Below are 12,307 nucleotides of genomic sequence, written 5' to 3'. Positions count from 1 at the left end.
GGCAACGATTTTCATACCAATCAAAGCCAGGCCATGGTATTGACATTCATTTCCACTAACGTGGTGCTCGCCCAGGCCCGAGCGAGTGAATCCTCTCTCGCGGCGACTCCCGTCCCCACCCTTCCTGGAGGACCCATGCCCTCGTCCCCGTCCCGCCATCTCGCACTGATCACCGGCGCCTCCCTGGCCCTTCTGGCCGGCTGCGGCAGCTCGGACTCCGGGAGCGACGAGAAAGGCTCGTCGGGCTCGGCCTCGTCTTCCAAGATCACGGTGGTCGCCTCGACGAATGTGTACGGCGACATCGCCGGCCGAATAGGCGGCGGAAAGGTCGACGTCACCTCGCTCATCAACGACCCCGACCAGGATCCGCACTCCTACGAGGCCGACACCCGGAACCAACTGGCCCTGTCCAAGGCGAAGGTCGTCATCGAGAACGGCGGTGGCTACGACGACTTCATCGACCGGATGCTCAAGGGCGGCGACAACTCCTCCGCCCAGGTGATCAACGCGGTCAAGGTCTCCGGCAAGACCGCCCCGAAGGGCGGCGAGCTCAACGAGCACGTCTGGTACGACTTCCCCAGCGTCGCCAAGGTCGCCGATCGCATAGCCGCCGCCCTCAGCAAGGCCGACCCCGACAGCGCCGCCACCTTCACGAAGAACGCCGAGGCGTTCAAGGAGAAGCTCAAGCCGCTTCAGACGAAGGAAACCGAGATCAAGAAGAAGCACGGCGGCGAGGGCATCGCCGTCACCGAGCCGGTGCCGCTGTACCTGACCGAGGCGAGCGGCCTGGTGAACAAGACGCCCGAAGAGTTCAGCGAGGCCATCGAGGAGGGCGACGACGTCTCCCCGAAGATCCTGCGGGACACCCTGGCGCTGTTCACGGACAAGCAGGTCAAGGTGCTCGCCTACAACGAGCAGACCTCCGGCGCGCAGACGAAGAAGGTCGAGGGCGCCGCCAAGGATGCCGGCATTCCGGTCGTGCCCGTGACCGAGACCCTGCCGAAGGGCAAGGACTACCTCGCCTGGATGACCGCCAACCTCGACGCGCTCGCGGGCGCGCTGGACAAGTGAGACGACCGGCCATGGCATTGCTGCCCCGGGCCCGCCAGGACCAGGCCGAACCCAGCGGCAGCGGCGGCGCCCCGCTGATCAGCCTGCGCGGCGCCACTCTGTCCTACGGCGAGCGCACGCTGTGGCGTGACCTCGAACTCGACGTACGGCCAGGCGAGTTCCTGGCCGTTCTGGGGCCGAACGGGTCGGGCAAGTCCAGCCTCGTACGGGCCCTGCTGGGCCTGCAGCCGCTGTCCGCCGGAACGCTGACCGTCCTCGGCCGGCCTCCGCGCTACGCCGGCCGTCACATCGGCTACGTCCCCCAGCAGGCGGCGCTGTCCACACACGCGATGCTGCGCGCCCGCGATCTGGTGCGCTTCGGCATCGACGGACACCGGTTCGGACCGCGGCTGCGCCCGACCGCCGCCCGCCGCCGCGTGGATGAGATCCTCGAGTCGGTCGGGGCATCGGCCTACGCGAATGTCCCCGTCGGTCTGCTGTCCGGAGGCGAGCGGCAGCGTATCCGCATCGGACAGGCCCTGGCCACTGACCCCCGGATACTGCTCTGCGACGAGCCGCTGCTCTCTCTCGACCTCCACCACCAGCGGGCCGTCACCGAACTGGTGGACGCCCGGCGCCGCTCCCACGGCACGGCGGTGGTCTTCGTCACCCACGAGATCAATCCCGTGCTCGGACTGGTGGACCGGGTGCTGTACCTGGCGCGGGGCGGCTACCGCATCGGAACCCCGGAGAAGGTCCTGACCTCCGCGTCCCTGTCCCAGCTGTACGGCACGCGGGTCGACGTCGTCCGCGTCCACGGTCGCGTCGTGGTCGTCGGAGCACCCGACGAACCCATCGCACCCGCACCGCCCCACCACCCTCGCGAAATCTCCGCAGCACACGGAACCGACGGAGTCCGCCCATGACGCTCGCCGACGGGATCTGGCACCAGATCTTCAACTTCGACAACTACGGCGAACTCCTGACCCTGGTCCGCAACTCCCTCGTCGCCGGCGCCGCACTCGGTCTGATCGGCGGCCTGGCCGGGGTCTTCGTCATCATGCGCGACCTGCCCTTCGCGGTACACGGCATCAGCGAGCTGTCCTTCGCGGGCGCGTCGGCAGCACTGCTGCTGGAGACGAACATCGTGGCGGGCTCGATCGCCGGCTCGCTCATCGCGGCCGGCACGATCGGGGTCCTGGGCGCACGCGCCCGGGACCGCAACTCGGTGATCGGCATCATCATGCCGTTCGGCCTGGGCCTGGGCGTGCTCTTCCTCGCCCTCTACAAAGGCCGAGCGGCCAACAAATTCGGCCTGCTCACCGGGCAGATCGTCGCCGTCGACACCCCTCAGATGTCCTGGCTGCTCGGCACCTCGGCCGTGGTTCTCGTCGCCCTGGCGGTCATGTGGCGGCCACTGACCTTCGCCAGCGCCGATCCGGACGTCGCACAGGCCCGCGGGGTACCGGTGCGCGCACTCTCCCTCGCCTTCATGACCGCGCTCGGACTCGCCGTCGCCTTGTCGGTGCAGATCGTCGGCGCGCTGCTGGTCCTCACCCTCGTCGTCACCCCCGCCGCGGCGGCCGCCCGCATCACCGCGTCGCCCGTGCTGCTCCCGCTGCTCAGTGTGGTCTTCGCCGTCGCCTCGATCGAGGGCGGCATCCTGCTCGCCCTCGGCAGCTCCATCCCCATCAGCCCCTACGTCACGACCATCTCGTTCGCCATCTACATCGTCTGCCGACTGGCGGGCACCTACCGCACCCGACGGTGGGGAGCCCGGAAGACCCCCCAACCCACCTGAACGACGGCGCCGCGTCCCTGGCATCGCGCGCGATGAGATGGGCCTGAACGGCTGGGGCTCGCCGCGAGGCGGGTGTCTGGGGCCGGGCGAGTTCCACTACCGTCTCACCGCGCCGGCCCGCGGACTCCAGACGCGGCCGGGCCATGTTCCGGGCGGGCCGGTCCTTGGGCGAAGGCCAGCAGGTCGCCGGGGCGCGGCAGCCGGGGGTGGCCCGCCCCGGTTCGGCGTACAGGTCGTAAGGGTGCTCCAGGAGCGGGGTGGCCGACGGGCGGCCCAGCGAGGTGCGGGCAGCGGGAGCAGCTCGTCGGGGTAGCCGGGCCCGGCGGCGGGACCGTGCGCCGGGTGGAGCGCCGCGGCCCCGCGCACCGTGCCGCCCTCGTTGCGCAGCCCGTAGCCGTGTCCCCGCCGGGCCAGGGCCGCGAGACCAGTGGTGTCCAGGTGGTATGCGACACCGGTCAGCTCCACAGCGGCACGGTGGCGTTCGACAGCGGACAGCAGTTCGCCCACCTGCACCCGCCGGCCAGGTGGTGCCGGCGGTAGACGGGGCGAAACGTTCGGCGTTCGCGGCGATCCGCCCCGGGAGCAGCACGTTGAGCGGAGAACCGAGCGTGTCGACAAGTGAGTGCGGCGTGGCCTCGGATCGCCGCCGCTACCCGGGTCGTTACATCGGGATCTCGAAGTGCACCGTGGCGACCCCCGGGCCGTGTTCGCCGGTGGTGCGGGCGTCGAAGACCTCCTTGGCCAGGCTTCGCCAGAAAGCTTCCGCGCCGTCGACGTTGACTTCGTGTGGAGGTAGACGCGGTCGTAGCCAGGGGTGTCCGCGATGAAGTCACAGGCCGCGTCGACCAGGGTGCGGGCGAGTCCGCGACGTCGGTGTTCGGGGCGGACATAGACACGGACCAGTTGTGCGGTGGTGTCCGGCGAGTAGCGTTCCGCGAGCCAGAGGGGGTGCGGCGGGTGGGCGGGGCCGCCGGACCGTACGCCCGTCGTGGCGACCACCTCGCCCTGGTGTACGGCCACGAGCAGCAGATGCCGGGGGGCGTCGAGGTAGGTGCCCTTGATGTCCACGGTGTCGCGATGCCACTGGGGTACGTATCCGTAGCCGAACTCCTGGTAGAAGGTGTCGAGCATGACGCGGCGCGCGCCGTCGACGTCGTCGGATGTCGCGGGGCGCACGGTGTACTCATGGTGCGCGGTCTGTGTCACTGAGGGTTCCTCCCTGTCCTGCGTGGGCCGGGCGCGCGGCAGCGCCGGACGGCGGACCCGGTGCCGCGCCGCCCGGATCCCGCCACACCAGTCGATTGAAAACGCTTTCAAAAACGTCCGGACGTGTCTCACGGCACCGCGGGCAGGCCAGGCCCCGCACAGCGCACATCCGCCGTTGGCGCGGCCCCGTCGACGAGGTAGGCGGCCGTGGTGTCGTCCACACAGGCGTTGCCCCGGCTGGCGAACACCCCGTGCGAGTAGTCGTCGTCGAGCGTCACCAGACGCGAGCCGGGAAGCAGACGGCGCATCCGGCGCGCGCCCTCGATGGGTGTGACGGGGTCGTGGGCGGAGGCGACCAGGAGAGCGGGCGGCGCGTCGGGGCTGCCGAGCGGGGTGCGGCGCGGGGGGTGGTGGTGCCAGTAGGCGCAGGTGGACGCCTCCATGCCGGTGAGGACCGGCTGGGGGTCGAGACGTCGGGTGCGGCGGATGTCGGCCACGATCCGCCGGGGCGTGGGGCCGGGGCCGTCGGCGCACTTGACGATGCGATTGGCGGCTTCGTAGTTGCGTGAGTCCGGGCCGGTGAAGTCCTCGTCGGGACGGAGTCCGTCGGGAGTGCCGTCGCGCAGATAGGCGCGCAGGCCGTCCGCGAGGTCCGCCCAGCGTTCGGTGCGGCCCAGGGCGCGGTACACGGCCCGGTCGAACTCCGCGGGGCCGAAGCCGTCCACGGGGCCTGCGGTGAGTCCGTCGCGTACGCGCAGGTAGGCCCTGCGCACGGCCGCCGCGCCGCCGCCCAGGCGGAAGCGGTCCGCGTGGGCGGCGGTCCAGGCGAAGAAGGTGTCACGCTGCCGCAGCAGCGCCCGGCTCTGGATCACATCGAAGTCGTACCAGCTCCAGGGACCTACGACGCTGTCCAGGACCATGCGGCCCGTGCGGTGCGGGAAGGCGGCGGCGTAGGCCGCGCCGAGGTAGGTGCCGTAGGAGACGCCGAGGAAGTTCGTCCGCCGTTCGCCGAGCGCGGCGCGTATCGCGTCCATGTCCCGTGCGGTCTGCTCCGTCGACAGGTACCGCAGTGCGTCGCCGGCGCCCGCCGCGCAGTCGTCGGCCAGGTTGCGCAGTGACGCCAGGTGGGCCCGCTCCGCCGTCGGACCGACGGGCACGGGGTCCGCGCCGGGGGTGGCGAAGAGACCGCCCATCGGGCCGCAGTCGACGGGCGCGCTCCGTCCGACGCCGCGCGGGTCGAAGCCGATGACGTCGTACGAACGGCGCACGCTCACAGGGAGTTTGGCCCGCTTGGTGACCGCGTAGGGGAGCCCGGAGCCGCCCGGCCCACCGGGGTTGACCAGCAGAATGCCGCGCCGCTCGGCAGGGGTGCCAGAGGCCCGGACGCGCGAGACAGCGATCTCGGTACGCGGCCCGCGGGGGCGGTTCCCGTCAAGCGGCACGCTCAGCCGGCCGCATTCGACGCGCTCCGGTGCGGGCGGATCGGGCACGGATTCGGGGCAGGCGCCGAAGCGGAGTGCGGATGCCGAACCGGCGGAGGGGACACGGGCGGCGGACTGGGCGGGGGCGGCGGGGGCGGCGGTCGCGGCGACGGCCGCCAGGACGCACAGCAGGGCCGTGCGGTGCGTGGGTGAGGTCACAACGATTTCTTCCTCGGTGTGCACGGAGTCAGATGACAATGAAAACGATTATCGATAGCGTGGCCGCCACGTTATCCCACACGACTGGAAAAGGGGAGCTGTGGCTCATCTGTTGGTGGTAGAGAGCTGGGTCGGATCAATGAGCAGACTGCTGCCACGGGCGATACGCGAGAGTGGGCACGAGTTCACCTTCCTCACCCGCGACCTGCACCACTACCTGCGCTCCGCCCCCGAGGGCACGGCGCACCCGCTGCTCGGGGCGCGCAACGTGCTCACTGCCGACACCAATGACACCGAGGCGCTGCTGCCGGAGGTCGAGCGGCTGCACGCGGTGCTCGGCTTCGACGGGGTGCTCACGTCCTGCGACTACTACCTGCCGACGGTCGCGCGGATCGCCTGGCACCTCGGCCTGCCCGGCCCGGCCCCCGAGGCTGTGCGGAACGCCTGTCGCAAGGACGCCACGCGGCACGTCCTCGCCGAGGCCGGGGTGCCCGGGCCCCGCTTCGCCGTGCACGAGGAAGGGGCCGACATCGCCAGGGCCGCACGGGAGATCGGCTACCCACTGGTCGTCAAGCCCGTCGACCTGTGTGCGGGCATGTACGTGCGGCGTGTGGACGACGAGGCGCAACTCGCCGCCGCATGCCGCGCGTTGGCCGACTTCCCGGTCAACGCGCGCGGCCAGCGACGCACGCCCGCGGTCCTGCTCGAAGAGCTGCTGGACGGTCCCGAGGTGAGCGTCGAGACGGTCTCGCACGGGGGCACGGTCCATGTGGTGGGCGTGACCGACAAGAGCCTCGGCGGGGCGCCCGCGTTCATCGAGACCGGGCATATGTTCCCCGCCGCGCTGACGGTCGGCGACACGGAGTCCGCCGAGCACACCGCGCTGGGTGCGCTCAAGGCGCTCGGGCTGACCGACGGCGTGGTGGCGCACACCGAGATCAAGCTGACCTCCGCCGGGCCGCGCGTGGTCGAGGTCAACCCGCGGCCGGCCGGGAACCGCATCACCGAACTCGTCCGCCACGTCACCGGCATCGACCTCGCCGCCGCCTGCGTGGACGTGGCCCTGGGGCGTGCCCCCGATCTGCGGCGCACGGACACCGGGCTGCGCAGCGCCGCCATCGGCTTCCTCGTGCCGGAGCGCACGGGCACGCTCGGCTCGCTGGACGGCGCGGGGCTCCGGGACGCTCCCGGCGTACTGGAGGTCCAGCTCGCGGAGCCCGGCAGGCAGGTGAAGGCGGCGGGCAGCAACAACGAGTACCTCGGGCATGTGATGGCCGGGGACTCGGAGGGGGCCGGAGCCCGGGGCCGGGTCGAGGCGCTGCTCGCCGAGGTGCGGTCCGGACTGGTGATCCGATGACCGCCGCCGCCTCCGACACCTCCGGCATATCCGCCGTCGACTCCGCCCCGGCCCTTTCCGCTCCCCGTGTGAGGACGTACGACGATCTCGTGACGCGTGTGCGGGCCGGCGAACTCGGGCCCGACCCGCGCACCCGGCGGATCGCCGTGGCATTCACCACCCGGCAGGCCGTACGGCACGACGGACGCGGCACCGGCTACCGCAACGAGGTGCTCAGCCTGCGGCTCGCCGGAGCCGTCGGCTCGTGCGCGGTCGAGCCCGGCTCCCTGTCCGACAGCGCCGTGGAGCAGTGTGTCGGCGCCGATGTGGCCACGCTGCTGGACCATCCGCTGCTCCCGGTGCGCGTGGCCGCACTCGACGCCTACCTGATGCATGTCACTCCGCACGTCCCGGAGCACGGGGCCCGTCCGGTCGCCCTCCCCGCCGGGACGTCGCTGGAGAAGTCCCGGGCGCGGGCGGAGGCCGTCGTCGGGCTGCTCGACTCGCCGCCGGGGGCGACGGTGCTCGTGGTCGGCGTCGTCAACTCCCTTCTCGAGGCGCTCCGTTCGCGCGGAAACGGCTATGTGCCGTGCGACCTCAAGGGCGGGGTGACGGAGTGGGACGAGCCCGTCGTCACCGACGCGCTCGCCGCGGCCGCCCGCTGCGACGCGCTGCTCGTCTCCGGAATGACCCTGGGCAACGGGACCTTCGAGCCGCTGCGGGAGCACGTGCTGCGGCACGGCAAGCGGCTGGTGCTCTTCGCGCAAACCGGCAGCGCCGTACTGCCCCGGCTCCTGGGGCACGGGGTGAGCGCGGTGTGCGCCGAACCGTATCCCTTCTTCTGGCTGGACGGCGGCCCCGGCACTGTCCACCACTACCGCGCCGACCGCCCCGGAGGTGCCCGATGACCACGACAGCCGTCCGGCCCACCGCCCGCCGGGAGTTGCTCGCCCTGCTCGGCCGTACCCCCGTGGTCCGCATCACCTGCGATCTGCCGGGGCCGCACCCCGGCTTCTGGGCCAAGCTCGAAGGACTCTCGGCGGGCGGCATGAAGGCGCGGGCCGCCGTTGCGATGTTGCTGGGCGCCCGCGAGCGCGGGGAACTGCGCCCCGGGGCACCGGTGGTGGAGTCCACCTCCGGCACCCTCGGCATCGGACTCGCCTTCGCCGGGCAGACCCTCGGCCATCCCGTCGTGCTGGTCGGCGACAGCGAACTGGAGCCGTCCATGCGGCAGTTGCTGCGCACCCACGGAGTGCGGCTGGAGCTGGTGGACCGTCCGGCGGAGAGGGGCGGCTGGCAGGCCGCCCGCCTCGCCCGGCTGCGGGAACTGCTCGCCGAACTGCCCGGCGCGTACTGGCCCGACCAGTACAACAACCCCGACAACACCGCCGGTTACGCCTCGCTCGCCGCCGAACTCGCCGCCCAGCTCGACCACCTGGACATCCTGGTGTGCAGCGTGGGCACGGGCGGCCACAGCGCGGGAATCATCGGTCCGCTGCGGCGGCACTGGCCCGCGCTACGGCTGTTCGGCGTCGACGCCGTCGGCTCCACGATCTTCGGCCAGCCCGCGCGGCCCCGGGTGATGCGCGGCCTGGGCAGCAGCATCCACCCGCGCAACGTCGCCTACGACGCCTTCGACGAGGTCCACTGGGTCGGTCCGGCGGAGGCCGTGGACAGCTGCCGTCGGCTCGCCCGGGGGAGTTTCGTCAGCGGCGGCTGGAGCACCGGTGCGGTCGCGCTGGTCGCCGCCTGGGCCGCCCGTGTCCACCCCGGAGCGGCCGTGGCCACCGTCTTCCCCGACGGCCCGCACCGCTATCTCGGCACCGTCTACGACGACGACTTCACCAACGCCCACGGCCTCGACCCGGCCACGGCAGCCACCCGTCCCGTGGAGATCCCGCACCCCGGCGCGGCCGAGGCCACCGGCTGGACGCGATGTACGAGGGTCACCGACCCCTTGCGGCCCGATCTGCTGGGGCCCGCCCCACTGGAGGCCGTCCCCGCCCACCACCACCTGGAAGACACCCTGTGAAGGCCAGTCAGCGCACCGTCCATCTGCAACTCGCCGAGCCTCTGCGTATCTCCCGCTCGACGATGGCCGCCCGCGACGCGCTATGGCTGAGCGTCGAACACGACGGGGTCAGCGGCCACGGCGAGGCGGTCACCAGCGTCTACTACGGTCTCGACGCCGCCACCCTGCGACGCCTCCTCGCGGCCGTCGGCACGGATCTCGTCCGCCATCGCGACCCCGAGAGCGCCCTGGAAGCCCTGCGGGCGGGCGAGTTGGCCGGTGCCACCACTCCCCCGGCCGTGACCGCCGCCCTGGAGGCGGCGCTCCTCGACCTCGTCGGCAAGCGCGCGGGCACTCCCGTGCACCGCCTCCTCGGCGCGCCGGAGCCTCCCGTCGCCGCCACCGCCCGCACCATCGGCATCACCTCGCCGCGCCGTGCCGCGGCCGAGGCCCGCCGCCTGGCCGCACGCGGCTTCGAGGTCCTCAAGGTCAAGGCGGGAACTCCCGATCCCGAGGACGACGTGGAACGCGTCCGTGTCATCCGCGACGCGGCACCCGGCGTCCGGCTGCTCCTCGACCCCAACGGCGCCTGGACCGTGGCGCAGGCCATGGCCCTGCTGCCACGGTTCGCCGAACTCGGCGTCGAGGCCGTCGAACAGCCCCTCGCACCCGGCTGTCCGGACGCGCTGGGGGCCCTGGCCGAGCGCTCCCCCGTACCGGTCATCGCCGACGAGGACGCCGTGGACCTGGAGGACGTACGCCATCTGGCCGGACGCGTCCAGGGCGTCAATGTCAAGCTCGCCAAGTGCGGCGGGGTGCACGCCGCCCTGCGCATCGCCGAGGCGATCGAGGGCAGCGGCACCGCGCTGATGCTCGGCTGTCTGACCGCCAGCAGCCTGGGCCTGGCGCCCGCCGTCCACCTCGCCGACCGCGCCCACTGGGCCGACCTCGACGGGCACCTGCTGCTGGCCCGCGACCCGTGGTCGGGCATCGGCGGCGCCGACGGCTTCGTCCGCGCGAACACCCTTCCCGGCCTCGGAGTCCAGCCCCGGGAGGTGAGCCGTGAAGACGTGGCATGAAACGCGTCGCTTCCCGCTCGCGATCCAGCTGCTGCTGGTCAACCAGCTCGGCGTCAATACCGGCTTCTACCTGCTCATCCCCTATCTCGCCACCCACCTCGACGAGAACCTCGGCATGTCGGCCGCCGTCGTCGGCATCGTCCTCGGCGTGCGCAACCTGAGTCAGCAGGGTCTGTTCATCATCGGCGGCTCGGCCGCCGACCGGCTCGGCGCCCGTGGCGTCATCATCGCCGGATGCGCCCTGCGCACGGTCGGATTCGGGCTGTTCGCGCTCGGCGACAGCCTCTGGGTCCTGATCGCCGCCTCCGTGCTCAGCGGGTTCGCCGGAGCGCTGTTCAACCCGGCCGTACGCGCCTACCTCGCCCAGGAGGCGGGAGAGCGCAAGGCCGAGGCGTTCGCCCTGTTCAACGTTTTCGCCACGACGGGGGCGTTGATCGGTCCACTGCTCGGCAGCGCGCTGCTCCTGGTGGACTTCCGCACCTCGGCCCTCACCGCCGCCGGAATCTTCGCGGTCCTCACCGTGGCGCAAGCCCTGGTGCTGCCCGCGCGCGAGGTGGAGCCGAGCAAGGGCACGGTGCTCGCGGACTGGCGCGAGGTGCTCGGCCACCGCGCCTTCCTGGCATTCGCCCTCGCCATGGTCGGCATGTTCACCCTGGAGAACCAGCTCTATCTGCTGCTGCCCGACGGAGCGCGCCGGGCCACCGGCTGGGACGGCGCAGCCGGGCTCGTCTTCCTCGTCGGCACCCTCGCCAATCTCGCGCTCCAGCTGCGCATCACCAGCACCCTGAAGTTGAGCGGCGCGCGGGCGCGCTGGATCGCCGCGGGGCTCGGTCTGATGGCGCTGGCGTTCCTGCCGCCCGCGCTGGTCGCGGGCGGCTCCGGCGGCCCCGACGGCACCGCCGACGCGGCACTGCGCGCCCTGCCCGTGCTGCTCGGCGCCCTGCTGCTCTACCTCGGGGTGATGGTCGCCCAGCCGTTTGTGATGGAACTCGTCCCCAGCTTCGGCCGGCCCGAACTGACGGGCACCTACTTCGGCATCTTCTACGTGGTCTCGGGCATCGCCGCCGCCCTCGGCAACACCGTCGTCGGCTGGGCCATGGACGCCGGCGAGCGGAGCGACGCCAACTGGCTGCCCTGGGTGTGCTGCGCGCTGTTCGGGCTCGCCTCCGCGGTCGGCGTGGCCTGGCTGCACCGGCTGGGCTCGCTGCCGACGACGCAGGGGCCCGCCACACCGGCCACGGCATCCGGCCACACCGGAGGCGGCGTGGCGAGGGAGACGAGGGAGACGAGGGAGACGACATGACGACCACCACGGCGGGCGCGGACGTGCACAATCTGCTCACCGACAACCCCGAGCTGTACGAGGCCAGGTTTCCCGACCCGGAGCGGCTCGCCGGCCGATGGACGGAGGACTGCCTGCGCCGGTACGATGCCGGAAGGCGTGTCCTGGATCTGGGCTGCGGCACCGGCCGCGACGCCGCACACCTCCACGGCGCGGGCCGCGAGGTGACCGGGGCCGACCTCTCCGAGGCGATGCTCGCGCACGCCCGCGGACACCACCCCGGCCCCGAGTACGTCCGCGCCGACCTGCACGCGTTCGACCTGGGCCGGGGCGTGTCCGACGCCGTGGTGTGCCTGGACAGCGCGCTGCTGTACTGCCACACCAACGCCCAGCTCGACGGCTTCCTGTCGTCCTGCCGGCGCGCCCTCGTCCCCGGCGGACTGCTCGTCGCGGAGATGCGCAACGGCGCCTACTTCCTCGGCCGTACGGACCTGCTCGACGCACCCACGGTCGCGAAGTTCACCTGGCGGGGCACCGCCTACCGGTCCACCACCACGCTCACGGTGGACCGCACGGCCCAGCTCCTGCGCCGTACCCGCGTATGGACCACGGACGACGGATCCCCGCCCGTGGAACAGCGCTCCGCGTGGCGGCTGCTCTTCCCGCAGGAGCTGCGCCACCTCCTGGCCACCCACGGCTTCGACGTCCTGGAGCTGCACGACGGACCGGGTCCGCGCACCGAGCCGCCCTGGCGCGAGGGCCACTCCCCCGGCCGTACGACCGACGCCGACCGACTGCACGTAGTGGCCCGCCTCACCGGGCCCGTCCCCTCGGCGCCCTGAGGCCGCACCCCACGCCCGCCCCGTATCCCATCCACCCTTCCCACACCCCGAGGACACCCG

General features: G+C 72.3%; 10 protein-coding genes and 2 pseudogenes. 9 read left to right on the top strand and 3 right to left on the bottom strand.

The genetic code is table 11. The annotated features are described in order from the left end of the window. The first annotated feature begins 135 nt into the window (after positions 1 to 135). From HUT19_RS33705 to HUT19_RS33695, 3 genes are read left to right on the top strand one after another with little or no spacing between them, the layout of a single operon-like run. Entirely contained in the window at positions 136 to 1,071 is a 936-nt protein-coding gene (locus HUT19_RS33705; protein ID WP_176184057.1) for a metal ABC transporter solute-binding protein, Zn/Mn family, read from the top strand. Between the two features lie 11 nt (positions 1,072 to 1,082). Beyond that, positions 1,083 to 1,976, top strand: a complete 894-nt coding sequence (locus tag HUT19_RS33700) for a metal ABC transporter ATP-binding protein (protein ID WP_176184056.1) — start codon at positions 1,083 to 1,085, stop codon at positions 1,974 to 1,976. Beyond that, positions 1,973 to 2,851 (top strand): metal ABC transporter permease, encoded by an 879-nt coding sequence (locus HUT19_RS33695; protein ID WP_176184055.1) that lies wholly within the window; start codon positions 1,973 to 1,975, stop codon positions 2,849 to 2,851. Before HUT19_RS33700 ends, HUT19_RS33695 begins: the two co-directional genes overlap by 4 nt. Before the next feature lie 208 nt (positions 2,852 to 3,059). Here HUT19_RS33695 and HUT19_RS43465 read toward each other — a convergent pair. The 3 genes and pseudogenes from HUT19_RS43465 to HUT19_RS33685 all read right to left on the bottom strand — a co-directional run. Next, positions 3,060 to 3,349 (bottom strand): annotated as a pseudogene (locus HUT19_RS43465) (Y4yA family PLP-dependent enzyme); the annotation flags it as partial. Between the two features lie 163 nt (positions 3,350 to 3,512). Continuing rightward, positions 3,513 to 3,982: pseudogene (locus HUT19_RS33690) on the bottom strand (GNAT family N-acetyltransferase). A gap of 203 nt (positions 3,983 to 4,185) precedes the next feature. Further along, positions 4,186 to 5,697, bottom strand: coding sequence for an alpha/beta hydrolase (locus HUT19_RS33685; RefSeq protein WP_217712308.1), 1,512 nt, complete (start codon positions 5,695 to 5,697; stop codon positions 4,186 to 4,188). 100 nt (positions 5,698 to 5,797) lie between these two features. Between HUT19_RS33685 and HUT19_RS33680 the strand changes: the two genes are divergently transcribed. Genes HUT19_RS33680 through HUT19_RS33655 form a run of 6 tightly spaced genes read left to right on the top strand, consistent with a single transcriptional unit; the run spans position 5,798 to position 12,247 of the window. Then, on the top strand, positions 5,798 to 7,054 hold the full coding sequence (locus HUT19_RS33680) for an ATP-grasp domain-containing protein (protein ID WP_176184054.1): 1,257 nt from the start codon (positions 5,798 to 5,800) through the stop codon (positions 7,052 to 7,054). Then, positions 7,051 to 7,941, top strand: a complete 891-nt coding sequence (locus tag HUT19_RS33675) for a DUF364 domain-containing protein (protein ID WP_176184053.1) — start codon at positions 7,051 to 7,053, stop codon at positions 7,939 to 7,941. Before HUT19_RS33680 ends, HUT19_RS33675 begins: the two co-directional genes overlap by 4 nt. Continuing rightward, positions 7,938 to 9,065, top strand: coding sequence for a PLP-dependent cysteine synthase family protein (locus HUT19_RS33670; protein WP_176184052.1), 1,128 nt, complete (start codon positions 7,938 to 7,940; stop codon positions 9,063 to 9,065). Before HUT19_RS33675 ends, HUT19_RS33670 begins: the two co-directional genes overlap by 4 nt. Next, positions 9,062 to 10,123 (top strand): enolase C-terminal domain-like protein, encoded by a 1,062-nt coding sequence (locus HUT19_RS33665; protein WP_176184051.1) that lies wholly within the window; start codon positions 9,062 to 9,064, stop codon positions 10,121 to 10,123. Before HUT19_RS33670 ends, HUT19_RS33665 begins: the two co-directional genes overlap by 4 nt. After that, the gene (locus HUT19_RS33660; protein WP_176184050.1) at positions 10,107 to 11,426 is read left to right on the top strand and encodes an MFS transporter; all 1,320 of its coding nucleotides are present in this window, start codon (positions 10,107 to 10,109) and stop codon (positions 11,424 to 11,426) included. The genes HUT19_RS33665 and HUT19_RS33660 overlap by 17 nt, the downstream gene beginning before the upstream one ends. Continuing rightward, positions 11,423 to 12,247: a class I SAM-dependent methyltransferase gene (locus HUT19_RS33655; protein WP_176184049.1), complete on the top strand. Its 825-nt coding sequence runs from the start codon at positions 11,423 to 11,425 to the stop codon at positions 12,245 to 12,247. The genes HUT19_RS33660 and HUT19_RS33655 overlap by 4 nt, the downstream gene beginning before the upstream one ends. Positions 12,248 to 12,307: the final 60 nt, after the last annotated feature.

This window comes from Streptomyces sp. NA02950, assembly GCF_013364155.1.
GTDB lineage: Bacteria > Actinomycetota > Actinomycetes > Streptomycetales > Streptomycetaceae > Streptomyces.
This window is presented reverse-complemented; position numbering and strand designations above follow the sequence as displayed.